At 50.0% G+C, this 24,623-nt stretch carries 25 protein-coding genes; 13 read left to right on the top strand and 12 right to left on the bottom strand.

The genetic code is table 11. The annotated features are described in order from the left end of the window. Window position 1: 1 nt before the first annotated feature. The 7 genes from ACKFKH_RS17785 (at window position 2) to ACKFKH_RS17755 (ending at window position 2,522) form a co-directional block, all read left to right on the top strand. Window positions 2–472, top strand: a complete 471-nt coding sequence (locus ACKFKH_RS17785; protein WP_446859661.1) for a type II toxin-antitoxin system VapC family toxin — start codon at window positions 2–4, stop codon at window positions 470–472. Beyond that, window positions 459–641 carry a hypothetical protein gene (locus ACKFKH_RS17780; RefSeq protein ID WP_446859660.1) on the top strand — a complete coding sequence of 61 codons (183 nt, stop codon included), beginning with the start codon at window positions 459–461 and terminating at the stop codon, window positions 639–641. Before ACKFKH_RS17785 ends, ACKFKH_RS17780 begins: the two co-directional genes overlap by 14 nt. 41 nt (window positions 642–682) lie before the next feature. Next, window positions 683–940 carry a hypothetical protein gene (locus tag ACKFKH_RS17775; RefSeq protein ID WP_446859659.1) on the top strand — a complete coding sequence of 86 codons (258 nt, stop codon included), beginning with the start codon at window positions 683–685 and terminating at the stop codon, window positions 938–940. Continuing rightward, entirely contained in the window at window positions 937–1,299 is a 363-nt protein-coding gene (locus ACKFKH_RS17770) for a hypothetical protein (protein ID WP_446859658.1), read from the top strand. The genes ACKFKH_RS17775 and ACKFKH_RS17770 overlap by 4 nt, the downstream gene beginning before the upstream one ends. Before the next feature lie 19 nt (window positions 1,300–1,318). Next, entirely contained in the window at window positions 1,319–1,435 is a 117-nt protein-coding gene (locus ACKFKH_RS17765; protein ID WP_446859672.1) for a TPR end-of-group domain-containing protein, read from the top strand. Between the two features lie 156 nt (window positions 1,436–1,591). Further along, entirely contained in the window at window positions 1,592–1,834 is a 243-nt protein-coding gene (locus ACKFKH_RS17760; protein ID WP_446859657.1) for a hypothetical protein, read from the top strand. Window positions 1,835–2,180: 346 nt separating this feature from the next. Beyond that, entirely contained in the window at window positions 2,181–2,522 is a 342-nt protein-coding gene (locus ACKFKH_RS17755; RefSeq protein WP_446859656.1) for a hypothetical protein, read from the top strand. A gap of 3 nt (window positions 2,523–2,525) precedes the next feature. On the opposite strand, the gene ACKFKH_RS17750 is transcribed toward ACKFKH_RS17755, so the two are convergent. Together ACKFKH_RS17750 and hisG are read right to left on the bottom strand one after the other, a co-directional pair. After that, window positions 2,526–4,373 carry an ABC transporter ATP-binding protein gene (locus ACKFKH_RS17750; protein WP_446859655.1) on the bottom strand — a complete coding sequence of 616 codons (1,848 nt, stop codon included), beginning with the start codon at window positions 4,371–4,373 and terminating at the stop codon, window positions 2,526–2,528. A gap of 53 nt (window positions 4,374–4,426) precedes the next feature. Continuing rightward, window positions 4,427–5,074 (bottom strand): ATP phosphoribosyltransferase, encoded by a 648-nt coding sequence (gene hisG, locus ACKFKH_RS17745; RefSeq protein WP_446859654.1) that lies wholly within the window; start codon window positions 5,072–5,074, stop codon window positions 4,427–4,429. Between the two features lie 434 nt (window positions 5,075–5,508). Here hisG and rppA point away from each other — a divergent pair, with 434 nt between their 5' ends. Continuing rightward, window positions 5,509–6,192 carry a two-component system response regulator RppA gene (gene rppA / locus ACKFKH_RS17740; protein WP_446859653.1) on the top strand — a complete coding sequence of 228 codons (684 nt, stop codon included), beginning with the start codon at window positions 5,509–5,511 and terminating at the stop codon, window positions 6,190–6,192. 237 nt (window positions 6,193–6,429) lie between these two features. On the opposite strand, the gene ACKFKH_RS17735 is transcribed toward rppA, so the two are convergent. From ACKFKH_RS17735 to ACKFKH_RS17725, 3 genes are all read right to left on the bottom strand, one after another. After that, window positions 6,430–6,783, bottom strand: a complete 354-nt coding sequence (locus ACKFKH_RS17735; RefSeq protein ID WP_446859652.1) for a hypothetical protein — start codon at window positions 6,781–6,783, stop codon at window positions 6,430–6,432. Between the two features lie 459 nt (window positions 6,784–7,242). Then, window positions 7,243–7,770: a GIY-YIG nuclease family protein gene (locus ACKFKH_RS17730; protein ID WP_446859651.1), complete on the bottom strand. Its 528-nt coding sequence runs from the start codon at window positions 7,768–7,770 to the stop codon at window positions 7,243–7,245. A gap of 21 nt (window positions 7,771–7,791) precedes the next feature. Next, entirely contained in the window at window positions 7,792–8,115 is a 324-nt protein-coding gene (locus tag ACKFKH_RS17725; RefSeq protein ID WP_446859650.1) for a hypothetical protein, read from the bottom strand. A gap of 270 nt (window positions 8,116–8,385) precedes the next feature. Here ACKFKH_RS17725 and ACKFKH_RS17720 point away from each other — a divergent pair, with 270 nt between their 5' ends. Both ACKFKH_RS17720 and ACKFKH_RS17715 read left to right on the top strand, forming a co-directional pair. After that, window positions 8,386–10,809 carry a GH116 family glycosyl hydrolase gene (locus ACKFKH_RS17720; RefSeq protein WP_446859649.1) on the top strand — a complete coding sequence of 808 codons (2,424 nt, stop codon included), beginning with the start codon at window positions 8,386–8,388 and terminating at the stop codon, window positions 10,807–10,809. Window positions 10,810–11,136: 327 nt separating this feature from the next. Continuing rightward, window positions 11,137–13,911, top strand: a complete 2,775-nt coding sequence (locus tag ACKFKH_RS17715; RefSeq protein ID WP_446859648.1) for a zinc-dependent metalloprotease — start codon at window positions 11,137–11,139, stop codon at window positions 13,909–13,911. A gap of 378 nt (window positions 13,912–14,289) precedes the next feature. Here the strand turns inward: ACKFKH_RS17715 and ACKFKH_RS17710 are convergent, their stop codons facing one another. Together ACKFKH_RS17710 and ACKFKH_RS17705 are read right to left on the bottom strand one after the other, a co-directional pair. Further along, entirely contained in the window at window positions 14,290–15,528 is a 1,239-nt protein-coding gene (locus tag ACKFKH_RS17710; RefSeq protein ID WP_446859647.1) for an ABC transporter ATP-binding protein, read from the bottom strand. Between the two features lie 75 nt (window positions 15,529–15,603). Beyond that, window positions 15,604–16,470, bottom strand: a complete 867-nt coding sequence (locus ACKFKH_RS17705; protein WP_446859646.1) for a M48 family metallopeptidase — start codon at window positions 16,468–16,470, stop codon at window positions 15,604–15,606. A 337-nt stretch (window positions 16,471–16,807) separates the two neighbouring features. Here ACKFKH_RS17705 and ACKFKH_RS17700 point away from each other — a divergent pair, with 337 nt between their 5' ends. After that, window positions 16,808–17,347 carry a DUF4330 domain-containing protein gene (locus ACKFKH_RS17700; protein ID WP_446859645.1) on the top strand — a complete coding sequence of 180 codons (540 nt, stop codon included), beginning with the start codon at window positions 16,808–16,810 and terminating at the stop codon, window positions 17,345–17,347. Window positions 17,348–17,473: 126 nt separating this feature from the next. Here ACKFKH_RS17700 and ACKFKH_RS17695 read toward each other — a convergent pair whose 3' ends face one another. The 4 genes from ACKFKH_RS17695 to ACKFKH_RS17680 form a co-directional block, all read right to left on the bottom strand. After that, a complete protein-coding gene (locus ACKFKH_RS17695) occupies window positions 17,474–17,860 on the bottom strand; it encodes a hypothetical protein (RefSeq protein WP_446859644.1) in 387 nt (128 codons plus the stop codon). Between the two features lie 177 nt (window positions 17,861–18,037). Next, window positions 18,038–18,340: a hypothetical protein gene (locus ACKFKH_RS17690; protein ID WP_446859643.1), complete on the bottom strand. Its 303-nt coding sequence runs from the start codon at window positions 18,338–18,340 to the stop codon at window positions 18,038–18,040. A 374-nt stretch (window positions 18,341–18,714) separates the two neighbouring features. After that, the gene (locus ACKFKH_RS17685) at window positions 18,715–19,764 is read right to left on the bottom strand and encodes an ABC transporter permease (protein ID WP_446859642.1); all 1,050 of its coding nucleotides are present in this window, start codon (window positions 19,762–19,764) and stop codon (window positions 18,715–18,717) included. Between the two features lie 93 nt (window positions 19,765–19,857). Continuing rightward, window positions 19,858–20,385, bottom strand: coding sequence for an adenine phosphoribosyltransferase (locus tag ACKFKH_RS17680; RefSeq protein ID WP_446859641.1), 528 nt, complete (start codon window positions 20,383–20,385; stop codon window positions 19,858–19,860). 368 nt (window positions 20,386–20,753) lie between these two features. Between ACKFKH_RS17680 and ACKFKH_RS17675 the strand changes: the two genes are divergently transcribed. Next, a complete protein-coding gene (locus tag ACKFKH_RS17675; RefSeq protein WP_446859640.1) occupies window positions 20,754–21,113 on the top strand; it encodes a hypothetical protein in 360 nt (119 codons plus the stop codon). A 268-nt stretch (window positions 21,114–21,381) separates the two neighbouring features. On the opposite strand, the gene ACKFKH_RS17670 is transcribed toward ACKFKH_RS17675, so the two are convergent. Continuing rightward, a complete protein-coding gene (locus ACKFKH_RS17670) occupies window positions 21,382–22,080 on the bottom strand; it encodes a ComF family protein (protein ID WP_446859639.1) in 699 nt (232 codons plus the stop codon). A 134-nt stretch (window positions 22,081–22,214) separates the two neighbouring features. Between ACKFKH_RS17670 and ACKFKH_RS17665 the strand changes: the two genes are divergently transcribed. Then, window positions 22,215–24,584 (top strand): putative PEP-binding protein, encoded by a 2,370-nt coding sequence (locus ACKFKH_RS17665; RefSeq protein ID WP_446859638.1) that lies wholly within the window; start codon window positions 22,215–22,217, stop codon window positions 24,582–24,584. Window positions 24,585–24,623: the final 39 nt, after the last annotated feature.

Below are 24,623 nucleotides of genomic sequence, written 5' to 3'. Positions count from 1 at the left end.
TATGGTCATTCGTACATTGCGCGTCTATGCCGACACTTCTGTATTTGGCGGCGTGTTCGATGAAGAATTTGATACAGCCAGTCAAATATTCTTCCAACAAGTTCAAGCGGGAAGATTTCAGTTGATCACTTCACCGATCGTACAAGCAGAAATCGAATCTGCTCCAGAAGAAGTTCGGTTGTTCTTCAATCAGATGTTGGCGATCGCAGAACTCATAGACGTTTCCGAACAAGCCCTTCAACTTCGCAAAGCCTATCTTGACGCGGGCATCGTCACTCCCAAATCCGCCACAGATGCCCTGCACGTCGCCCTAGCAACCGTAGCAAGTTGTGCCCTAATCGTGAGTTGGAATTTCAAACACATTGTACGCTTCGACAAAGTTCCCCTGTATCGTGCCGTCAACACGTTAAACGGTTACGCTGAAATTGGAATCTATTCTCCACTAGAGGTCATCAGCGATGAAGAAGAATAAAGACTTTGACTGTGTTGAAATGAAGCGATCGGGAGCCGAAAAAATCTACGAATACACCAAAGACATGACGCTCTCAGAAGAACTTTCGTACTGGCAACAACAAGCAGAGAAACTACGACAGCGACAAGCAGATCAGCTAGGATCAATCCCTCAAGCTCAAATCAAATAAGGCAAACACTTCTTAGACTGAATAGAGATTGAGAGGTCGTTATGAGTCAGAGCCATTTGTCAGAGCAAGCGATCGCCCTTGCAGATATGCATCAACGAGGACGCGCCATTTTTGAAAACTTGCCTTCCGAACTCGTGCAAAATCATCACAACTGGTTCATCCTGATCGAGCCAGAAAGCGGAGATTACTTTATCGATCAAGACGAGATCGCTGCCCTCACTAAAGCCAGAGAAAAACATCCTCAAGTCCCGTTTGCCATCTTTCGCCTCAATGAAACCGGGCTGTGTGGACGAGTATGATCCAAGGTGAATTTGACGAACTTGGACAGTTATTTTTTGAGGTTGAACTGATTGCAACAAACGGTGAAAGGTTTGCAGTTAATGCACTCCTAGATACAGGCTCGACAGAGTGGTTAGCGATCAATGAACAAGACTTGGAAGCCTTTGGCTGGTCTTTTTACGGTACGCGCCAAATTGAAACTGCTCAAGGAGAAACCATTCTGCCAACTTATTTGGGTAAAATCTCAGTCGATCGGCAAGAATTTACAATTCCAGTGGTCGTCGGTTCAGCATTTCAGCAAGTTCTCATCGGCATCCCTTGGTTGAGAACAAGACGATTGGTTGTAGATTTTTCAGCCGAGATTCTGACTCTAGGTTGAAAAGCATCGCCTTTGACCGCTGAACTCGATCGACCTCGACTCCAAATATCGTGAGATGGCAAAAACCGATGCTGACTTTGATGGGATTCGGGAAGACGATCGTTTTCAGGCATTACTCAACAAATCGGTAGAGTAAAACAGAGAAGGCGCGATCGGTGTAGAAGCATCTGCTAAAAATAACAGAACTTGCTGTAGCAATGATCGATTTCAGGCGATTCAAAAAACTGTGAGAAACTTAGCCGATCGCCCTTGTAGTCATCCTTTATCCAATGATCGGATTGAGGTTTCTTAAATGTCAGACGAATCGTTTCATCACGTCGATCCAGAATGGCTCAAAAGCATCACATTAGAAAAGATTCAAAATCAGTCTTTGCAGGCTAACGAATTAGATTACTCGATTCAAGTGCCCACTCAGGATCAGAAAATTCCTCGTCGCAGTCGAGCACCTTGGCAGAGGATAGAGTTTGGCGGCATTGATCCAGAGACACTGCCGATCGCCGACTCTGGCAAGCGAGGACAAATTGGAGGCTGCTAACGTCTCGTCAGCCCAAAAATTCTACTTCAGCCAAACTTCACAACTCGATACGACATTTAGCGGTTGACGGGAACAAATGATGAGGCTTCTCCAGTCAGGGAAAAGATACACTACCTGAGTAGAGGCGATCGTCGTGATTTTCTCCTGATTCCTCGTCAAAGTCGTGAAGAATTTATGTGGCACACTCCGACTGCCCGTGTTTTCCCAGACAGGCTTAGATGGAAATTAAGAGAAACTGCTGATTAAGAGTCAAATCTTCATGAAGCATTCTTCTGACGCAACGCCCCTGATGCCCCCAGGAACCCCCCGCAAAAGTTGCTGCCATTCCAGTTCGTGGAGTCTAGGGATGAACAAAAGAATCGAAAAATGGTTAACGGTCTGCGCTCTGGGCAGTTGGGCAGCCTCGATCGGGGCGCTGGTTGCGATCGAGGCTTCTTCTTCCCAGCCGTTATGGAGGATTGGGCTTTCGTCTTCTCAGTTGAGTGAGCCGCCTTCGCAGACGGATTCTGTTTTGAATAGAACCTATCAAAGCTCAGAGCAGACGATTTTGAGGTTGTCGTCACATCCAAACCATTGGCTCGATCGTGATCTGTCGGAGCGTGAGAATTCAGACCTTCAGCCTTCTAGTTTGCCAATGAAGACAACGCAGGTTAAAACTTCGATTTCAGCAGAAAGAGTGCCTCGCTAAATCCTATTCACCTAACATTTGTAGCTGATAAAGACTGGCATAGAGTCCGCCCTGACTCAGCAATTCATCGTGACTGCCTGACTCGACCAGTTGCCCTCGCTTTAAGACCATGATGCGATCGACGTTGCGAATGGTCGAAAGTCGGTGGGCGATGATGATGGCGGTGCGGTGTTCTAGCAGGCGTTCTAAGGCTTCTTGGATGAGAGATTCGGTGCCGACATCGAGGCTGGCGGTGGCTTCGTCAAGTACCAAAATCGGAGGATTGCGGATGGCGGCGCGGGCAAAGGCGAGGAGTTGTTTTTGGCCTCCGGATAGGTTGGTGCCTCGTTCGCGCAGCATGGTGTTGTAGCCCTGGGGCAAGCGTTCGATTAGGGTAGCGACGTTGGTACTTTCGGCGGCGGTTCGGATTTCGTCAAAGCTGTAGGTTTCGCCGAGGGTAATGTTGCTTTTGACATCGCCTGCAAACAAAAAGCCGTCCTGTAGAATTACGGCCATTTTTCGTCTCAGTTCGGCTTGGCGCAAGTTGCGAATGTCAATTCCGTCCAATAGAATGCGCCCTTTGGTGGGTTCATATAGGCGACTGAGCAAGCGGATAATCGAACTTTTCCCGGCTCCGGTTGGCCCAACTAAGGCGACCTTCTCACCAGGACGAATCACAAAGTCCAAATCTTGAAGCACATATTCGTCAGACTTGTAGGCAAACCAGACGTGATCAAAGCGAATTTCTCCGGGGGAGGAAGAGGGGAGGGAGGAGGGAAGAGGGAGGAGGGAGGAGGGAGGAGGGAGGAGGGAGGAGGGGTGAGTTTCTGGATCGCGGATCTCGATCGGTTCGTTCAAAATTTCGCTGACTCGCTCGACGGCAGTAAATCCGGCTTGGATGGCGGTGAATTTCTCGGCAAACTGACGCAGGGGATCAAAGAGGCGTTGGGCAAACAGAATGAAGGTGGAAAGAATGCCGAAACTGATGGTCTTGTCCATGACCAGCCAGCCACCGATGCAGAGAACGCCGCCGATCGCGACCAGAGACACCCATTCCAAAGTCGCTGAGACGGCAGAATCGTGAAAAATCGTGCGATCGACTTCTTTGATATATTTCAAGTTGGTCTTGCGAAAGATTTCACTATTAAACTGTTCTCGACGAAATAGCTGCACAACGCCGATGCCTGTGATGTTTTCTTGCAGCATGGAGTTGAGAACGGATAACTCTTCTCGCGCTTTGTAGTTAGCTTTGCGAAACTGCTGCTGAAAGTAAACAATCAATGCAGTCACAGGCAACAACATCAACAGTAACAATGTCGCTAACTGCCACTGAATCGTAAACATCGTTACCGTGATCACCAACATCGAAAACAAATCGCTGACAACCCCGATCGCGCCCGTCGAAAACACTTCGCCCAACGCTTCGACATCACTGGTGAGCCGAGTAATTAATCGACCAACGGGCGTACGATCGAAAAAGCGAACCGCGAGAGACGTAACGTGATCAAACAAATCATTGCGAATGCTGGCGGTGATCCGCTGCCCCACTTTTTGGACTAGATAACCTTGAGTGGCATCTAACACCAATCGAGACACCATCGTTAACAACAACAGCCCTGTGAGAATATTGAGTCCTTCTGAAAGCGATCGCCCCTGCAAAAATCCAAACGTGGTCGGTTCTCGTCGTAGCAAAGAAACGGCTTGACCGATGAGAATGGGCTGAAGGGTCGTGGCGATCGCCGACGGCACCAAAAACACCAGCGACCACAACAACAACCGCATATTTCGACGAGCGTAGGGCACCAGTCGCAAAAATAATCGCCAGTCAGTTTCTTTGGGTCGGCGGGTGTCGATCGAGGTCGGTTGGGTCATGGTAGAGCGCAAGTCGGACAAGCTTAAGGATAGCGAATAATCGATGGTGAGTATCAGGTCGCTACCTGGCTGACGGTCTGACGCATCTGATTTACATAGTCATGCAGTCCATACGTATCAAGCCGATAGCTAAGAGGGTGGGCAATCAGCCGCGCTGTACTTTGAAACAGCACATCGATTTCGATCAGTCCATTTTCTCGCAGCGTGTTGCCTGTGGCGACGAGATCCACGATCGCTTCTGACATTCCGGTAATCGGGCCCAACTCGACCGAGCCAGCTAATGGAATGATTTCGACAGGCAGATCCAACGATTGAAAATATTCGCGGGCACAGTGGACAAACTTAGACGCGACTCGACCGTGGAGTGGGAGTTCGAGGGGCGATCGATAGGGGCTACTGGCTTTCACGGCGACTGACAATCGACAGGGCCCAAACCCCAAATCGACCAATTGAGCAACGTTGGCAGCTTTTTCTCGCAGCACGTCATAGCCGACAATACCGAGTTGTGCTTGCCCATATTCGACATACACCGGGACATCTGAGTTTCTGACTAGTAAGGCTTTGGCGGTGTTGCTGGGGTCAGTAATTTGCAATTGACGGTTGCCAGGTTCGAGAAAGGCACTAAAGTCAAGTCCAACAGATTGTAGAAGGCGAATGCTGTCTTTGAGCAAACCACCTTTGGGAATGGCGACGGTGAGCATAGGAAGGGAGGAGGGAGGAGGGATGAGGGAGGAGGGGTTGCCGCTGGCGGCACGCTTCGCGAGAGGGATGAAAAAAGACCCAATTAAATTGGGCGTTGCTGAATCAGGGGATAAATTGCCCCAAAGCGGCGGGAAACCCAAGGTTCAAAGTCCCCCAATTTTGGGGGATTTAGGGGGCGAAAAGATGGACACTTTCCACAGATTCATCCCTCCAATCAGCAACGCCTTAAATTTAAGATATTTGTAAGGTTAAGTTGAGGTGTGAAACCCAACATCAGTTTGAGTGGCACGATCGCGACTCGTCCTACAAATAATTAAGCCTTTCTATCTATCCGAAGATCAGGATAAGCCTTAAATATTAAAGATAGGGGGTTATGTGAACGATCGCCTAATTCCTCCCTCCTCCCTCCTCCCTCCTCCCTCCTCCCTTCCCCATGCGAATTCTGCTTGTTGACGATGAAATCGAAATGGCTGACCCTTTGAGTCGAGTGCTGGTTCGTGAAGGCTATCAAGTGGATGTGGCTTACGATGGCGATCGCGGTACCCAATTGGCGACTGAAACTCAATACGATCTGCTGATTTTGGATTGGATGATGCCTAAGCGATCGGGGCTAGAAATCTGTCAGCAGTTGCGCTCAAACGGAGACACGACACCTGTTTTGTTTTTGACGGCCAAAGATACGATCGACGATCGCGTGTTGGGATTGGATGCCGGGGCCGATGACTATTTGATCAAACCGTTTGAACTGCGAGAATTGCTGGCACGAGTCAGGGCATTGTTGCGGCGGCCCGTGGTTCAGGAATCAACTCCGACGCAACGCTTACGAGTGGACGACCTGGAATTAGATTTGCAAAACCAGATCGCTTATCGAAACGGACGAGCGATCGAGCTTTCCGAAAAAGAAAGTCAACTCCTTGAATACCTGATGGGTCAACCCAATCAGCTTCTCACTCATGACCAAATTTATCAGCATCTCTGGAGCGACGGCGGAAAACCCACCAGTAACGCCCTCGCTGCTCAAATCCGCCTCCTGCGTCGCAAGATCGAAGTCGCCGGAGAAATGCCTCTCATCTCAACCGTCTACGGCAAAGGCTACCGATTTGGAAGCGGCGAATAGCCAAGTTTGAAGCGTGAAAAGTCCCTCATAATTGGCAGTTTGGGGGGCAGAAGATTTCAGCACCGAAGCTAGAGGTCGATCGCTCCAACTCACGACGGTTGCCAATCCGGTCAGCCCCCAAATCCCCCACGAGTAGGAGACTTTAAACCAGAATTCCTCTCTGACAGTCCCCCAGAATTGGGGGGTTGGGGGGCAGAAGACGCAATCAACGAAGCTAGAGGTCTGATCGCCAAAAACTCACGATTCAGCCAATTTGCGGCGCTGTCGGGTGAGAATGCTCATCACTTCGCCAAACGAGGGCGCAGGCAGCAAAGGACTCCAGTCTGTCGCATTCGCAAATCGTCGAACGTGGAGGTTTTGAATCGTCTCGGTCACACCGTCTGAGGAACCGATAATTAACACGCGCAATACTTCAAACTCATCAGAATGAGGAATCGCAACGTCAGGTAAAAGATCCTGAAGCGGAATGCGAAGCGAAGTAATTGTGAAACGAGGAATGGTATCGGGAAGGAAACGACGTTGAATCAATTCTAGAAATGCGTAGGCGAAATCGCACAGCCAAAAGCCAGCGTTCAAAAGGCGCTCTGCCATGATGAGTACTCCAATTTTAAGTTTCCGAAGAAACCCAAAAAACTAGCCGCCCCGACGAACATCGCAAGCCGGAGCGGCCAAAGGAGTGATAAAATCCTCCATTAGCCCTCTGGACTGGTTGTGCAGTCTCGTGGGTTAGCTGCCCTTGGTTGCTGTAACAGCCTTGGGTGGCGACAGACTAGATTTTTTGGGCGACCAGACCGCTTTCCTGTGACGAAAAGATGTCCTTGATTTGAGAGAATATCTGGAAATTTGATCCGCGTCAAGTAATTTTGCGGCAATCTTTAAAGGAATGAGGATTTTGGGTTCGATCGCTCCTTTCATCCGCACTAAGCATTTCAAAACAATCAAATCCCCTGATCACCGAGTTACAAACTTCAGAAACTAATCGAAAATCATGCAGGGCTGATCTCTACAATATCGTCTGATTACGCTTTAGTTTGGACGGGTCAAACGACATTATTTCAAATCTAATAACCCTTCTTCTTTGAGTTTAGGATTAAAGCGCAAATCGGCTTTGACTCCGCGCGATCGCAGTCCTTCCAAGATCCCAGCTTCAATGCGTCGCGCCACATTTTTGAGAATTTTGACCTGGGCAACTTCATCGTGATAGGGGTCAGCGTAATTTGCTTTTTCGGCATCTGTCATCAAGGCTTTAACATCGATCGGCTGGTTCCAGGTTGCGTCGTCACCGATCGGAGCCGATCCGTTTTCAGCAATCCACACCTCTCGAATTTCTTGAAGAATCGTGCGGCTGGGGCGATCGACCGTCTTCACTTTTACCCAATAACAGTGTTCGGGTTGTCTGACTAAATGTTGTCTCAAACTCAAAAAAACGTCGCGAGAAAACCCAATAAATTGCAGAACTTTTTCATCATCAAAAATGGCATAAACGCCGACCTTTCCCTGAAATTCTTCGGGCAGTTGACCCGCATCATTGACGTAAGAAATGAATTCTAAACTAGCTAAAGAAGGAGTTTCAGACATTGGAATCTAACTGCTGATTTTCTAACTGATTTTTTGATAAATTGCACAAAGACGGCTGGGTTTAAACACCTTTGCCTTGAACATAAAATTGGGCGGAACGTTAACGATCGCATACTCCAAAGAATTTTGAAACTTCTCAAACTCAGCAGGCATTCCTTTAGGCGTTGCCGTACTGTAAGGCACAGGCTGAAACAGTAACTCAGTGAATTCGACACGACTACACTGCAACGTATTGGCAATCTGTTCGAGAAAAGCGGCGCTATTCAAACACTCAAACAAATTGGCTTTAACGTCAGGCTCTAGCGAGAAACTGCTGTCGAAGTTTTCAATAATTTTGAGTCCCATAATTTGAGTCAGATGATGAACCGTAAGCTAACGCCAATTCAAGGAGCTTTCTCGCTGCGGTTACAGACTTTGGACTACCTAAATCCCCTACAAGTGAGAGACTTTGAACCAGAACTCTTCTCTTAAAGTCCCCTAAAATTGGGGGTTGGGAGGCAGAAGATCTCAACACCGAAGCAAAAGAACTTCAGCAAATTAGCATTAGCTCTCGATCGTATCCCGTTTTGTGACGCACAGACGCTATAGTTCCTATTGCCGAATGCGATCCAATTTATGACGAAGCTGCCTGTTATTCCTGCTTGTGCCTGGAGTCGTGCGATCGGGCTGGGCTGGGAAAAGCCTTACACCGTTCGCTATGCCAGCAATTTAGACGACGGGCCTTGGCACGGAATGCCCCTGGGCGGATTTGGCGCGGGCTGTATTGGGCGATCGCACGGCGGCGATTTCAATCTCTGGCACATTGATGGCGGCGAACATGTGTTTCGATCGATGCCCGCCTGTCAGTTCAGCGTCTTTGAGCAAGTTGAAGACCAAACGCAGACCTACGCCCTTTCGACTCAATCTCCTGAAGACGGCACCTTAAGCACCTGGCAACCGTATCCAACGACCGAAACGGGGACTTATCACGCGCTGTATCCTCGGAGCTGGTTTGCTTATGAAAATGTCTTTCAAGCCACGCTGACTTGTGAACAATTTTCGCCCATCATTGCCCACAACTATCAAGAGACGAGCTACCCGATCGCCGTTTTTGAATGGACGGCTCACAACCCCACCGACAAGCCGATCACGTTGAGCATTTTGCTGACCTGGGAGAACATGGTTGGCTGGTTTACCAATACGCTCAAGTCGCCGGAAGTGGTGGTGCGCGATGACGGCAGCCCCGTTTATGAGTATCAGCCTCGCCTCGGAGAAAGTGCCGGGAACTTCAACACGCTGACCGGAGACGAGCAACGAATCGGCATCGTCATGAGCAACCAGACCGCAGATCCCACCATTCTCCCGAGTGAAGGGGATGGACAGTGGGCGATCGCGACTCCGCTCAATCCTTATCTAACAGAAGTTTTTTACGACACACGCTGGAATCCCGTTGGAGATGGCTCTGATCTGTGGCAAACCTTCTCAAAAGATGGATCGCTCCAAGACCGTGACGACGAAACCCCCGCAAAAGAGAGAGAACGCATCGGAGGCGCGATCGCCGTTCGTTTCACACTAAAACCAGGACAGACGCGACAGATTCCCTTTTTGCTGAGTTGGGATTTTCCGGTGACGGAGTTTGCTCAGGGCGTGAATTATTTTCGTCGCTACACCGACTTTTTTGGCCGCACCGGACTCAACGCCTGGACGATCGCCCGCACCGCCCTCAAGCATTATCGAACCTGGCAAGAAAAAATCCAGACCTGGCAACAACCGATTCTCGATCGCGCCGATCTGCCCGACTGGATGAAGATGGCGTTATTCAACGAGCTTTACGATCTGACCGATGGAGGAACGCTCTGGAGTGCCGCAGACGAACGCGATCCCGTCGGTCAATTTGCTGTTTTGGAATGTCTCGACTATCGCTGGTATGAGAGCTTAGACGTGAGACTATACGGTTCGTTTGGGCTATTGATGCTCTGGTCTGAGTTAGAGAAATCAGTGATTCGAGCCTTCGCCAGAGCGATTCCCAACCGTGATGAAAAGACCCGCGTGATTGGCTACTATTACACCCTCAAATCAGAAAGTCCTTTAGCGATTCGCAAAGCTGCCGGAGCGACTCCCCACGATTTAGGAGCGCCCAACGAGCACGTCTGGGAAAAAACCAACTACACCAGCTACCAGGACTGCAACTTGTGGAAAGATTTGGGTTCCGATTTTGTGTTGCAAGTCTATCGAGACTACTCTCTGACAGGTGCCACCGACGTTGAGTTTTTGGCGGACTGTTGGGAAGCGATCGTACAAACCCTGCACTACCTAAAAGCCTTCGATTTAGATGACGACGGCCTTCCCGAAAACGCTGGTGCCCCCGATCAAACCTTTGACGATTGGCGACTACAGGGAGTCAGCGCCTACTGTGGCGGATTGTGGATAGCAGCATTAGAAGCGGCGATCGCCATCGGCAAGATTCTCACCCGCCCCGTTGCCCCGTTTGAAGATTGGCTGAAGCGATCGCGCCCCCTCTACCAAGAAAAACTCTGGAACGGCGAATACTACCGACTCGACAGTGACAGCGGTTCTGACATCGTAATGGCCGACCAGCTTTGCGGTCAATTCTACGCTCGCCTCCTCAACCTCCCCGATGTCGTCCCCCCAAACTGCGCCCAATCCGCCCTCAAAACCATCTACAACGCCTGCTTCCTCAAATTCAACGACTACATCACCCAAACCTCCGCCCCTCATCCCTCATCCCTCATCCCTCATCCCTTGATCGGTGCCGCCAACGGCGTTCGTCCCAACGGTTCCCCCGAAAACCCCAACGCCACCCACCCGCTCGAAGTTTGGACAGGCATCAACTTTGGACTCGCCGCCTTCCTAGTGCAAATGAACCTGAAAACCGAGGCACTAACCCTCACCAAATCCGTCGTTCAACAAATCTATGACAATGGTCTTCAGTTCCGCACGCCCGAAGCGATCACAGCCGCCAAAACGTTTCGCGCCAGTCACTACCTCAGAGCAATGGCGATATGGGCCGTCCTACACAGCCTAGACACAGAAAAATAGGCGTTGCTGAATCAGGGGATAAATTGCCCCAAAGCGAAACCCAAGGTTCAAAGTCCCCCAATTTTGGGGGATTTAGGGGGCGAAAAGATGGACACTTCCCACAGAGTCATCCCTCCAATCAGCAACGCTGAAAACTGAAATCAGTTTTAACCTCAACAAATTCACATCAGTTAAACCCCTAGAGCATTCCCAGTTCCCATTTATTTCAAGAATTGCTCACAATAGATTAAGTTCTTCCGATAATTTCTACCGATCGACGGTAGCGTTGAGTAGCCTGGTGTGACGGGGTGCAAGTCGAAACTTCTTGCTATGGTGCATTGCGACAGAATGAAACGACGATCCATTTTTCTAGCTTTTTTGCTTGGGCTGTGTTTGGTATTGCTGCCCATTTATCTCGATCGACCATTGTCCCCGATCGCAACCGCGCAACAATCTAAGCCCCCCGCCGAAACCTCCCCAAAATCCTCCAGCGATGACGAGTCAGACAAATCCTTTAAGCCATTTGCTCAAGTGACTCAGGATGCAACTCGCATTGACGGGCTGTTTCCGCTCTACCACAACAAGCGATCGGGCAAACTCTTCGCCGAAATCGCCCCCGATCAGCTAAACCGCAACTATCTCTCGACCATGACGTTGGAATCGGGAATTGGAGAGCGAGGAATTTATAGTGGGTTGCCCCTGGGTGATTTTCTGTTTACGTTTCGTCGCGTCAATAACTCGCTACAGTTTGTCATTCCCAACACTTATTTTCGCGCTCAGGCAGGCAGTCCGATGCGGCGATCGGTCGATCGCTCCTTTAGCGACTCTATTCTCGAAGTTTTGCCGATTCGCAGCATTCACCCTCAACGCAAAACGCTGCTCGTCGAACTCAATCCCCTTTTGTTGGGCGACCTACCTGGATTAATGCCCGTCTTGTCGTACTCGCTGCAAGGCAGTTACTCGATCGATGCCAGCAAATCCTACTTTGGTCAGGTCAAAGCCTTTCCGCAAAATGTGGAAATTGAGTCGTTTTATGGTTTTTCAGGGGGCGGCGACGGTTCACAAATGCCTCCTTACATTCAATCGCTGCCCGACAGCCGAGACTTTAGTTTGAGAGTTCGCTATAGCCTGTCAAAACTGCCCGAAAATAATGGCTACCTGCCTCGCTTTGCCGACGATCGGGTGGGATATTTCATCACGGCTTTTAAAGATCTAACCGATGACACGCCGCGCCAATCCTTTGTACGCTACATCAACCGCTGGAAGCTAGAGAAAAAAGACCCCAAAGCTGCCCTGTCGCCCCCCAAAGAGCCGATCGTTTTTTGGATCGAAAACACCGTTCCGGTTGAGCATCGAGAAGCCGTCAAAGAAGGCGTTTTGATGTGGAATCGCGCCTTTGAGAAGAGTGGCTTTCAAAATGCGATCGTCGTCAAACAAATGCCCGACAAAGCAGATTGGGACCCGGCCGACGTGCGTTACAACACAATTCGCTGGTTTAACTCGACCGATGCGATTTTTGCGATGGGGCCGTCTCGCGTCAATCCCCTGACGGGCGAAATTTTGGATGCTGATGTGATTGTCTCAGCCGACTTTGTACGCGCCTTGAAGGAAGACTACCGCACGATCGTCGAACAAAACCAGATGACCTCGGCTCCCTTTGCCGCCCAACTGACTGGAAATCCTAATCTCTGTAATTTTGGCATGGCGGCCCGATCGCTCCAGCGCAATGCTCCCAAGCTTTCGCAAAAAACGGCTCCCAAACTACGCTTTGGCTCTCACCTGGGCAACTATCAGGATCTCTGTTATGGCGTAGATACCGCAAAACAGTTCGCGGTGGGCAACATGGCGCTCTCAATGTTTCAAAACGTTTTGCCTAGCAGTCCCGAAATGAAGGAATACGTTCACCAATTTGTCCGAGAGTTGATCGCCCACGAAATCGGTCACACCCTCGGTCTGCGGCACAACTTCCACGGCAGCGCCATGCTCAAACCCAATGAGTTAAACGACAAAGCGATCACGCAGCAAAAAGGACTCGTCGCCTCCGTCATGGACTATAACGCGGTCAATCTTGCGCCTCAAGGAGTTAAACAGGGACACTACTTTACGCCCGTGATTGGCCCCTACGACGAATGGGCGATCGCTTACGGTTACACGCCTACGGATGCCAAAATTCCTCAAGCCGAAACTCGCGATCTGCAAAAAATTGCCCAGCGGGCCCCAGACCCAGATCTTTCTTATGCCACTGACGAAGACGCTTATACTTTCCTCGATCCCAAGGTCAACCTATTTGACATGAGTGGCGATCTGCTCACCTACACCCAGTGGCAACTCGACAACGCCCGCGAAATGTGGAAGAAGGTCGATCGCCGCTATCCCAGTGCAGGAGAAAGCTTTAATGAGGTTCGCGTCGCGTTTAACGCAGTCTTTGAGTACTACTTTCAATACTCTTTGTTTCTCACCGAATATGTGGGCGGACAATACTTTAACCGCTATCGATCGGGCGACGCAAAAGGACGACTGCCTCTAGAGCCTGTGCCCGTAGAACAGCAGCGTCAAGCCCTTCTCAGCCTGCGAAAGAACGTATTCAGTGAAGCAAACTTTCAATTCTCCCCTGAGTTTTTGAATAAGCTGGCACCCTCTCGTTGGAGTCACTGGGGAACCGAACCGTCTGCCAATTTGGACTATCCGATTCACGACAATATTCTGTTTTTGCAAACGATCGTGCTCTACGATCTCTTGGGATATCAGCGTCTGGCTCGTCTGCGCGATGGTGAACTCAAAACCGCTCCGGGTCAATCTCTGACCATTCCCGAACTGTTTGACTCTCTGCAAACCAGCATTTGGGGCGAAGTCATGAAACCAGAGGGAACGCTCAAACTGTCTGGTCTGCGTCGCGCCATTCAGCGAGAGTACATGAACACGCTGATCGCCCTAATTTTACGAAAAGCGGACGCGCCCGAAGACGCTCGAACCGTTGCCCGCTATGAGTTAAAACAGCTTCAAGGATCGATCGGCCACGCCCTGCGAAAAGTTAACGATCAAGACATCTACACCAAAGCGCATTTAGAAGAAGCCCGCGATCGTATCAACAAAGCTTTAGATGCTCAGTTGCAGTCAGGCTAATTTTCAATGTGAGTTTGGTGAAGTCTCCGATGCTCTAGACTTCTGTCCTTCAAGCTGCCAATTTTGGGGAACTTTGAGAGAAGAATCGTGTTTTAACGTGAATTCGATGAGAGTTTTTTCGCTTCGTTGTTCACGGCTTCTGCCCCCCAACCCCCCAATTTTGGGGGACTTTCAGAGAGGAATTCTGGTTCAAAGTCCCTCACTCGTGGGGGATTTAGGGGGCATTCCTGGATCTAAAAGCGAAGCGAAGCGTTCATCGAACTGACGTTGTTTTAACCCGCGAAGGCGGGTTTTGTTCTCATAGCCGCGAATTAATTCGCCGGGTTTACTAATTTACGACCCAAAAGTTTTTGGATGGATTTTATCTGACCAAATCGCTCAAGGTCGAATCGCCAAACCCGTCTCAAAGTCAAAAAGGTGAATCTTATCGAGAGCGATCGCCAGCCACAGATCTTCACCCAACTCAACCGAACGATCAGGTTCAACTCTAGCTTGCAGCAAGTCCCCTGCCAAATTGACTGATAAAAAGGTTTCGTTGCCCAACGCTTCTACCAACTCCACTTTGACGGGCAGATTTTTGGGAGCGGGCGGGCTGACACTCAAATGTTCGGGACGAATGCCTAACAGAACGGTTTGACCATCATAAGACTGCAAAGCCGTTGTCCAAACTTGGGGCAGCGTTAATCGAAATTGAGGATGACTTAGCAGCAATGGTAATTTGACCTGCACAGGCAAAAAGTTCATCGGCGGCGATCCAATAAACTCTGCAACAAACCGATTGGCAGGCTGATTGTACAATTCGAGCGGCGTAGCCAGTTGTTGAATTTGTCCGGCATTCATGACGGCAATGCGATCGCCCATTGTCATCGCTTCGGTTTGATCATGGGTGACATAGATCGTCGTCGTGCCTAGTTGACGCTGAAGTTTGACGATTTGAGCGCGAGTTTCGGCCCGCAGTTTGGCATCGAGATTAGACAGCGGCTCATCCATCAAAAATACCTGGGGATTGCGCGCCATCGCTCGACCCAGGGCGACTCGTTGCTTTTGTCCGCCAGAAAGCTGTTTGGGCAAACGTTCTAACAACGGCTGAATTTGTAGCATCTGCGCCACCATGTTGACTCGCTGCTCAACGGCCCGTTCGCGATCGGACACAAACCGCAAGCCCTTGGGCAACGAACGAGTCGCCCCAACCAAAAAATTTTCGCCCCAGTTTGAGTGCGTTTCATGAGAAGTCTGACCAAGCGCTGTCCGTCTCAGCCCAAACGCCAAATTGTCATACACCGTCATATGGGGATAGAGCGCATAGTTTTGAAACACCATTGCAATGTCGCGCTCTTTGGGCGGTAGCTCATTGACCAGACGATCGCCCACTCGAATAGTGCCCCCGGTCAGTTCCTCCAATCCTGCAATCAGCCGCAGTAGGGTACTTTTGCCGCATCCAGACGGGCCCACCAGCACCATAAATTCGCCATCTTGCACCGACAAATTGATCGATCGCAAGACGGCGGTTGGTGAGGCGGGAGGCGGGAGGCGGGAGGAGTCAGGTTCCCCCTTGGGTGCTTTTGGGGCCCCTTTCTGGAAACTTTTGTAGATATTTTCAAGAACAACCTGAGCCACGATCGCAAACCCTCTTTGTAGATGCAAATCAGCTTATCGGTTGAGTGACCCCTCAGCAACCACAGCAAGGATTGTTTACCGAAGCGCCTGGATTCTGGATTTGTATTCGGCACTGTTGAGTCCGTCTTTGCCCCCAGCGGAACCGGATTGCACCATTTGTTTTAAGCGAACCACGCGATCGGCGGCGGCAGGGTGCGTACTCAAGAACGTGGGAGTCGATCGAGCGCTCACCAGCTTTTGCATAAAGGCCACCATCTCAGAGGGAGCATACCCAGCGCGAGTCAGCATGTTTAACCCAACCTGATCGGCTTCAAACTCGGCTCGACGGCTGTGAGGGAGACGCATCGCTAGTTGCACCCCAATATTAATTGCCTGACTGCGATCGGCTCCTGTTGCGGTTAACAAGCCCCGCGTTCTCATCGTTTCTCCCATCTGTTTGATGGCGTGACGGGCGGTAATATGACCAATCTCGTGACCCATGACGCTGGCAAGTTGCGCTTCGTTGTCGGCGGCTGTCAGCAGACCTTTGTGAACATAAACAAAGCCGCCCATCGTGGCAAAGGCATTAATGGCGTTATCGTCCACCACTTGAAAGGTATAGCGCAGATTAGGACGCTCACTCTTAGCCGCCAATCGTTGCCCAATCTGGTTGACATAATCATTGATGCGGGCATCTCGGATCAGTCTGACCTGTTTGGTCGTAATCTCTCGATTGATTTGCTGGCCCAGTTCTGTTTCTTGAGCGTCAGACATTCTCGTAATTTGAATGCCCTGAATCACCTGAACGCCGCCCCGCAGCAGATCGAGCCAAGAGGCTTGAGCCATCATCGGCTGACCGATCGCAATCCCCAGCGCGATCGTCACAGACAAAACTGGGTAAAACCAACGGCGTGTTTTTCGCCACAAAGCGCTAAAGGAAGGTTGAGAGGATGGGTTTAACATAGTGCCAAGTCGGGTAAGAAAGAGTTGGAGTCGCTCCACAGGGACGCAAAACAAGACTGCTTAAAAACGAGACGATTTTCCCAGGATTTTGGTTGCAGGAAAGGCGATCGTGATGAAGAAAAATTTCAATTAAGAATTGAGTTGAGAAGCTAGCCTCTAATCGTGATCACCCCTACCAGTCATGGTAATCTGGACTGTCACGAATGGGCGCAGCACTGCTCTGCCCACCAAGCATTGAGATTGCTCGTCTAAACTAAAACAGCAACGAGAAATCTGCTCAGAGGATTGCTCAAACTCAATCGCGTTTCAAAGCTCATCACCGCAACTGGAACTGTTTATGGCTATTCTAGATTCTCAAGGTCGCTTATTGGGCAAACTCAGCATTCTAGATGTAGGGGCGGCCCTGGTCATTTTGCTGGTTATTTTTGGTATCTTTTTTTACCCTGGCACGTCTGGCTCAGTCGCTCAAGTAGGAGCCATTCGTAAAGCAGTGGAGGTCGATGTGATGGTCAGAGGGTTGAGCGCTGTCAGCCCCAAAGATTTGATCAAAGAAGGGCAAAAAGCCAACATTGTGGTGCGAAAGCAGCCTTCAGGGGAAGCCATTTTGAAGTCGGTGAAGTTTTTGCCCCGCAATACGATCGTGCCTCAGCCTGATGGCTCGGTCAAATCGCTGCCTGACCCCCGACCCGAAGCCGCTTTGTCAAACGACATGATTTTGACGCTAGGCAGCAATGCTCAAATTGCCGAAGATCGGGCGACCAAAGAGCGAACTCCCGTCCTCGGTGGCGAAAAAGTAAAGGTCGGAATGCCGCTTGAGTTAGATGGGCCAAATTACAATTTCACCACCAGCGTCATCTCAGTCAGAATTCAGGATTAGTCAGACTTCTCAATCAGACCAACAAAAAAACAGGGACAGAATGATTGCCCCTGAGTCCTGAGAGTTTGCGATTTAAAGAGTTTGTGGCTTAAGTGGCTCGATCGAGTTGAGAATTATTTCCTCACGTTAGCGAACGGCATTTTTAGCAGATTCAACGGTGTCACCTGCTTTGTCCTGCGCTTTCTCTAAGGAATTCTTGATTCTCCCTTCGATCGTGCTTGCACCCGTGTTAGAAGGGCGCTTCATGCCTTCGATGCCTGCGGTTCCTTGGATTTCGTTGGGGGCACCGTTTTGCGCTCTCTCGGTCACTTCCTCAATGGAACGTAAACCGCCGCGATCGATGGCATCTTTAGCCGTCCGCTCATAGGTTTTGGCGGGTTCGGTCGCTTCGCCTTTAATCGGTTGATTGGGGTTAGGAGCCGCATTCGCCGTGTTCACTACGGACGAAAATAGTAATACTGCACACAGACAGGTCATTAACACAAACCGTAGCGTAGATAGAATAGACTTCATACAATTTCCTCCGATTAGATTGTTTGAATGACTGACAGATTAAATCTGAACAGATTGGACTTTAACTGTCCCTATCTACCCAGAATTCGTCACGTCATCACATCTACATCTAGGGTGAGTTTGCTTTGTTGGAGTCTAATTATTTGCCTGTCGTAAGAAGGATGGATCGAGAGGAGTTCACCCTTTAGACATAAATTCTACGCGGGGCAATAAAGGATCTTGAACCACTCCAAGGCCTTTGAAGCCCCAGCGTTTTAGCACCTTATCGACCTGTGTTCCGGGAAGCGACTCGACACTGAAGCGATCGCTCACTCCTGACGCATGTTTATTCAAATAACTCAGCGCATCGTAGTGTTCTGAGAAAACCAGCATGTAGCCATTTTGAGGCGATCGAGCCTCTGATTCTCCTAGATTTGGATGGGCTGCCAGATAGCTACCATCGGATTTTAAGCGAATGAGATAATAAGATTCAGAAAACATAGAGAAGAAGGGAGGAGGAATGAGGGATGAAGAAAAATAGGTGAGGGTTTGGTGTTTTAAGAATTGGAAGTTTTGTTAACGTCAGTTTGATGAGAGTGACTCGCTTCGTTTCGATCGGCTTCAGCCCCCTAAATCCCCCACAAGTGAGGGACTTTGAACGAGAAATATTGTCTTCAAAGTCCCCCAAAATTGGGGGGTTGGGGGGCAGAAGTTCTGAATAACGAAGCGAAATCTCCTAAGAGTGCTAAAAAGGTCAGTCGTGGGAATCGGCAAGAGACGGCGATCGCTTCACGCAATTCATCAAACAAAATTCATCAAACGAAACTAGCCTTCAACAATCACCCTTTCATCCCTCCTCCCTTCTTCCTTATCCCTCAGTTAATGTCTGCCAGATTAATCCGAGGATCGACTGCTTTGAGTAATAGGTCAGCCAGTAGGTTTCCTAAAATCAGCATAACTGCGCCCATCATCAGACTGGCCATCACCAGATATAGATCTTGAACCAGTAGCGCCTGGAGAATCAGCCGTCCCAGACCCGGCCAGTTAAAGAAAAATTCTGCAATAAAGGCACCGCTCAACAATCCGGCAAACTCGAATCCTAAGAGAGTAATGATCGGGTTGATGGCATTTCTCAGCGCGTGAACGTAGACGACTTTGTTTTCAGGAAGTCCTTTAGCACGGGCGGTTTGAATGTAGTCCTGTCGCAACACATCGAGCAGTTGTCCTCGCATAATCCGCTGTAACCCGGCAAAACTGGCAACACTAAGGGCGATCGTTGGCAAGATCATGTGCCAGCCAATATCCAAAACTTTGCCCAAGGGGTTCAGGTCAGCGTGATCAATGCTCGTCATATCTCCGACGGGAAACAACGGCGACGTGTTTTGAGCAAAAATCAGGAGCAACAAGGCGGTGATAAAACTGGGAAACCCCTGACCCGAATAGCTGAGAACTTGCAAAACGCGATCGATCCAGCGCTGTTGATAAATCGCGCCAACAATCCCCATCGGAATCGCCACCAACCAGGTAAAAATCAGCGAAGAAATCGCAATCAGCAACGTCGCTGGAACTCGCTCCCATAGGAGAGAAGCCACCGATCGATTGTAGGCAAAACTCGTCCCAAAGTCGCCCTGAGTCACCACCCGCCACAGCCAGCGACCATATTGTTCTGGCCAGGACTTGTCTAGCCCAAATTGCTGTTTGAGTTGCTCAATGCGTTCCGGTGAAATTTTAGGGTTTTCTCTGAGTGTATCCAGATAGTCACCCGGAGCCATTTCAATAATGAAAAAACTAAGCGCAGATGCCAAAAGTAGAGTCAGCAACGCTTGAAGCAATCGCTTAACCACATACACAGTCGTCTCGCTGGTGAGCGCTTCGATAAAGCCATCCCAACTCGATCGCAGCTTTCCACGGGTTGATACAGTCATATTGCTTGGCTCGTCGCGTTTAGAAGGTAGACGGCCATTCGTCGGTTTTGATCTTGCGTCTGACCTGCCAACAAATGACCTGTGAACTATATCCTAATATTGAACCAGGGTGACGATCGGAACATCTGGTAGCTGACTCCGACCGTTGAGATCTTTTAGCTCAATGACAAAGGCACATCCGACCAGTTCACAGCCTGTTTTTTGAATCAGACGAGCCGTTGCGCCTGCGGTTCCGCCTGTGGCGATCAGGTCATCAACCATGAGAATGCGGCAGCCCCCTTGAAGCGCGTCTTTGTGAATCTCTAGGCAATCGGTGCCATATTCCAACTCGTATTTGATCGAATGAACAGCAGAGGGCAGCTTGCCAGGTTTGCGAACGGGGACAAAGCCGATTCCCATTTTGTAAGCCAGCGGTGCGCCAAAAATAAAGCCGCGTGACTCCATGCCCACAATGCAGTTAGGTGCAAACTCAGCGCATTTCTCAGCCAGCAAATCGATCGTATAGTTCAACCCTTCCGCATTCTGTAACAGCGTGGTGATGTCCTTAAAGAGAATGCCAGGTTTGGGAAAGTCTGGAATTTCGCGAATCAGCGCTTTGAGATCCATAGGGCTTGTCGGCAATAAGGGTATGAGTTGGGTTATCTCACAAGTTGGGGCACTTGTCATCAGATCAAAGCGATACACCGTCAGAGAATTGAGATCAAATCAGCGATCGTGGCTCTTGTAATGCCGTCTCTACCGTGCGCTCAATGACAAAACACCTATGACTGAGAATAGCTAAGAATGCCATTTTACAAGCTTTTCAGCCGTTTTATCTAAGATTTTTTGTTCAATGTTGGGCAACCGATTGGTTAGAAACGAGTCCGCGATCGCCCTTCTGAGTGAACCGTTCTAATCAAGTTAAGATAAGCTAGAAATTGTCGTGTGTTGGTGACGATAGCCACAGATCAATTCACAAAAATCAATTCACAAAAAAGATTGGAGTTTGGATGACACTTGAGCAACAACTCAGTCAACAGCGAGTCAAGCATATTGTCAGCAGCTATCAGCTAGAAGGCAGCGAAGCAGAATCGTTTGCAACCTACTTAAACGAACTGCTGCAAACCTATGCGTCACCGTTGATTGAGCTTGCTTTGACCGAGACGATCGTCACCCATTGGCTCACCGTCACGTTGCCCAGAGGCATTCCTTTTCTCGACCAGGTTCACACCCTTCTCAAACACTGGGAAGTTGCAGAAATCACCAGCACACTGACTCCTGATCAGTTTCAGCAAATCACAGGCTTAGATCCGAGTCCCGTTTTTGGCTCCTCAGAAGTGCCGCCTCAGTCGATCGTGCGTCCGCGTTAAAGGGATGAGGGGTAAGGGATGAGGGAGGAGGGATGAGGCGATACGAGCAAACGTTCTCTGATTAGCATTCAGCCAGCAAAGGTGGCCTAAAACGAGGAATACCGATCTCTGGGCGTTGCTGATTGAAGGGATGACTCTGTGGGAAGTGTCCATCTTCTCGCCCCCTAAATCCCCCAAGATTGGGGGACTTTGAACCTTGGGTTTCCCGCCGCTTTGGGGCGATTCATCCCCTGATTCAGCAACGCCGATCTCTGAAGATTAGGTAGAGTCATACTTTCCTCCCTCCTCCCTCCTCCCTTCTCCCTCCTCCCTTCTCCTTCCAGAGCTGTGGTTTTGCGACGACTGCGACTCCTCGAACTCGGATGCCGTATCGGTGAAGCGTTTGTGTGGCGGCTTTGATGGTGGCTCCTGTGGTGTAGATGTCGTCGATTAGCAAAACGGGATGAGCCGGACGATCGCGCCTAAACTGTTTCCCTAAATCAAAAGCCTGGGCTAAGTTGGCAGCCCGCCGATCGGCAGATAGACCAAACATCGCCTCGGTTGATCGCACTCGCTCTAGCCCGTGACGTAGGGGATAGCCCGTAAACTCACAAAAGCTTTGGGCGATTAGTTCTGCTTGATTAAAGCCGCGCTGCTGCTGTTTGTCAGGATGCAGAGGAATTGGCACCACTGTTAATTTAGAGCGACTCAAATCGGTTTCTAGCCAAGACTGAGCCAACCACTGTCCGAGTGGATAAGCCAATTGGGGCTGATTGTCATATTTGAGGTGAGCGATCGTGCGCTTGAGTCCATCGCGATATGCGCCCCAGGCAAAAAATGGAGATGACCCCTGCCAAAACTGAGTTGGATGCTCAAACTGACAGGCTTTTAGCTGCTTTTCACAGGTCGGACAAAACAGGCCCGCCGTTGATCGTTCACACAGCGCACAAGCGGATTGTAAAAAGAAGTTGAGAAGATTTTGCAGCATAGGAGGCGATCGCAGGTCTTCTCTCAAGATGCCCAGTCGCTCAAAACTCGCTCAATCGTTCAATCATTCTAAGGAATCGTCCGAAGGGGGATCGCTCATCATAGAATCAGACACAGCGCAATTGGCTTGGATGAGTGGACAACCTCTATTGGCTCGACCAGATTCAAACCAAAGATCATCAGCAGGTCGGAGATCAAGCCCTTCATCTCAGCTATCTGTGGCAGAGAGGGTATGCGATCGTTCCGAGTTTTGTGGCTTCGACGGTGCTGTTTCGAGAATTTTTAGACAGTATCGAATGGTCAGATCCGCTCTTTTTTGATCTGGCGCAATCGTCACTGCATGTCAATGTAGAAGATGCACTTCAGCTTCAGGCGATCGCTCGACAAATTCAGCAGACGATCGCGGCGACTCCTTTACCTGCGGAGTGGATTTCTCAGCTAAGGTTGGCAGTTTCTCAATTAGAACCAGCGTCAGCGGTGATGTTGCGGCCGTCTCTGACGGTGGCGGGTGCCAAGGTGAATGGATTCACGCCGACAATTCATCCAGAAGCGACCAACTTATTAGATAGCCAGATCTGTAGAACAGATGGCAAATCGCTAGAAGCTGCCCTCAAAAAGCTGTGGACCCAGATCTTTCGTGCGAGAAGTCTACTCTACTGGCAGCGATCGAACTTGCAGCTTCATCAAATTCAACTCGCGGTGATTGTTCAGCCTGTGTTGAATGCGACGGCATCGGGCTATCTACAGCGCCAGCAGACTCACTGGGAAGTGTTGGCTACCTGGGGATTGGGACAAGCGATCGCCTACGGAGAAGTGCTACCCGATTTCTATCAGATCACGCTCGAAGATGGGTCTGTGCAGTCTCAAAAGTTGGGCAGCAAGACGATCGCCTATCGCGTTTCTCAGCCCGTGGTTGATTTGTCTGAATCCTTTGCGTCACCGCTTGAATCCTATGCGCTCAGTGACCTTCAAGACAAGCAGTTTGTTTTAGGCTCCGTTGATTTGCAGCAGTTTGGACAGCTTGCCCAGCGGTTGACTGCCGACTTTAGTGCACTGTTGGTTTTGGAATGGACGCGCTGCGACTCGACTTATATCACGCAGGTCAGCAGTCAGATTTCTGGTTCTTTAGGCGCAGAGTCTTCAAAATTAGAGCATGAGCCAGCCCCACAAATCCAATCAGGTTCCCCTCCGATCGTGTCTGGACTGGCAGCCGCACCGGGACAAAGAACGGCTCAAGCCACTGTGATCACCGATCTGCATTCGAGCTTCTCAGAGATTTTGCCGGGCACAATTTTGGTGACTCCGATGATTTTGCCGGACTGGTTGCCGCTGCTCAAACAAGCCGTTGGCATTGTTGCAGAACAAGGTGGAATGACGAGCCACGGGGCGATCGTTGCCAGAGAGTTTGGCATTCCCGCAGTCGTCGGAGCCGCTCAAGCCACCCAGCGCATCCAGACTGGCGATTGGCTATTTGTGGATGGCGATCGGGGAGAAATCTATTTCGCTCAACCCCAAAAAGAAGTCACTCCGCCCGTGATGGACTTGACGCTGCAAAATTCTGAGGCTGAAATCAACACCACGACCCCGGCAGAACGCTCCAGCCCGATCGCGACTCAACTCATGGTCAATTTAAGTCAGGTGGATCGACTCGACCAAGCAGCCAGTCTGGCGATCGACGGCGTGGGCTTGCTGCGATCGGAACTGATGATTTTGTCGATTCTCGATGGGCAACATCCTCATTTATGGTTGCAACAGGGCAGACAAGCGGAATTGATCGATCGCCTCGCCGATCAGATTCGTCAATTTGTAGAAGCCTTTGCGCCTCGTCCGGTGTTTTATCGCTCACTCGATTTGCGATCACATGAGTTTCGATCTCTGGAGGGCGGCGCGTCCGTTTCTTTAGAAACCAATCCCATGCTGGGCATTCGAGGGACTTTTAGCTATGTGTTGAATCCGGCCTTGTTTGAAGTCGAGCTAACGGCGCTGCATCAAGTCCAACAAGCAGGCTACTCTAATTTCAGGCTGATATTGCCTTTTGTGCGTACCGTCGAGGAGTTTGTTTTTTGTCGTCAACGAGTTGAGCAATCAGGGCTGATCCAGCAATCCCAGTTTCAACTCTGGATCATGGCAGAGGTGCCTTCTATCTTATTTTTGCTTCCTGAATATGTGCAGGCAGGTGTTGAAGGCATCTCGATCGGCACCAATGATCTCACTCAATTATTGTTGGGGGTCGATCGCGACCATAGCCTGATGGCATCTGCCTTTGACGAACGGCATCCGGCTGTCTTAAGTGCGATCGATCATCTGGTCAAAACCGCTCGACGCTTAAAGATTCCTTGCTCGATTTGTGGCGCTGTCTCGACTCAACATCTTGAACTGGTAGATCGGTTGATTCAATCTGGCATTACAACCATTTCGGTTGATCCCAATTCGGTTGAGGCCACTTATCGAGCGATCGCCCGCGCCGAACAACGCCTGCTAAACAAAGGGAGCCGAATGCACTGATCAGCATGAGAGCGTGAATTCAATAAACTCGCTATCTGG

It is taken from the genome of Phormidesmis sp. 146-20, from assembly GCF_052939475.1.
This window is presented reverse-complemented; position numbering and strand designations above follow the sequence as displayed.

Excerpts from the sequence above, each read along its gene's own strand:
- ACKFKH_RS17675 (WP_446859640.1), top strand. The coding sequence starts at position 20,754 with ATGACACTTGAGCAACAACTCAGTCAACAGCGAGTCAAGCATATTGTC.
- ACKFKH_RS17720 (WP_446859649.1), top strand. The coding sequence starts at position 8,386 with ATGACGAAGCTGCCTGTTATTCCTGCTTGTGCCTGGAGTCGTGCGATC.
- ACKFKH_RS17715 (WP_446859648.1), top strand. The coding sequence starts at position 11,137 with ATGAAACGACGATCCATTTTTCTAGCTTTTTTGCTTGGGCTGTGTTTG.
- ACKFKH_RS17690 (WP_446859643.1), bottom strand. The coding sequence starts at position 18,340 with ATGTTTTCTGAATCTTATTATCTCATTCGCTTAAAATCCGATGGTAGC.
- ACKFKH_RS17695 (WP_446859644.1), bottom strand. The coding sequence starts at position 17,860 with ATGAAGTCTATTCTATCTACGCTACGGTTTGTGTTAATGACCTGTCTG.
- ACKFKH_RS17750 (WP_446859655.1), bottom strand. The coding sequence starts at position 4,373 with ATGACCCAACCGACCTCGATCGACACCCGCCGACCCAAAGAAACTGAC.
- ACKFKH_RS17700 (WP_446859645.1), top strand. The coding sequence starts at position 16,808 with ATGGCTATTCTAGATTCTCAAGGTCGCTTATTGGGCAAACTCAGCATT.
- rppA (WP_446859653.1), top strand. The coding sequence starts at position 5,509 with ATGCGAATTCTGCTTGTTGACGATGAAATCGAAATGGCTGACCCTTTG.
- ACKFKH_RS17685 (WP_446859642.1), bottom strand. The coding sequence starts at position 19,764 with ATGACTGTATCAACCCGTGGAAAGCTGCGATCGAGTTGGGATGGCTTT.
- ACKFKH_RS17670 (WP_446859639.1), bottom strand. The coding sequence starts at position 22,080 with ATGCTGCAAAATCTTCTCAACTTCTTTTTACAATCCGCTTGTGCGCTG.
- ACKFKH_RS17785 (WP_446859661.1), top strand. The coding sequence starts at position 2 with ATGGTCATTCGTACATTGCGCGTCTATGCCGACACTTCTGTATTTGGC.
- ACKFKH_RS17775 (WP_446859659.1), top strand. The coding sequence starts at position 683 with ATGAGTCAGAGCCATTTGTCAGAGCAAGCGATCGCCCTTGCAGATATG.
- ACKFKH_RS17770 (WP_446859658.1), top strand. The coding sequence starts at position 937 with ATGATCCAAGGTGAATTTGACGAACTTGGACAGTTATTTTTTGAGGTT.
- ACKFKH_RS17780 (WP_446859660.1), top strand. The coding sequence starts at position 459 with ATGAAGAAGAATAAAGACTTTGACTGTGTTGAAATGAAGCGATCGGGA.
- ACKFKH_RS17705 (WP_446859646.1), bottom strand. The coding sequence starts at position 16,470 with ATGTTAAACCCATCCTCTCAACCTTCCTTTAGCGCTTTGTGGCGAAAA.
- hisG (WP_446859654.1), bottom strand. The coding sequence starts at position 5,074 with ATGCTCACCGTCGCCATTCCCAAAGGTGGTTTGCTCAAAGACAGCATT.
- ACKFKH_RS17755 (WP_446859656.1), top strand. The coding sequence starts at position 2,181 with ATGAACAAAAGAATCGAAAAATGGTTAACGGTCTGCGCTCTGGGCAGT.
- ACKFKH_RS17730 (WP_446859651.1), bottom strand. The coding sequence starts at position 7,770 with ATGTCTGAAACTCCTTCTTTAGCTAGTTTAGAATTCATTTCTTACGTC.
- ACKFKH_RS17760 (WP_446859657.1), top strand. The coding sequence starts at position 1,592 with ATGTCAGACGAATCGTTTCATCACGTCGATCCAGAATGGCTCAAAAGC.
- ACKFKH_RS17735 (WP_446859652.1), bottom strand. The coding sequence starts at position 6,783 with ATGGCAGAGCGCCTTTTGAACGCTGGCTTTTGGCTGTGCGATTTCGCC.
- ACKFKH_RS17725 (WP_446859650.1), bottom strand. The coding sequence starts at position 8,115 with ATGGGACTCAAAATTATTGAAAACTTCGACAGCAGTTTCTCGCTAGAG.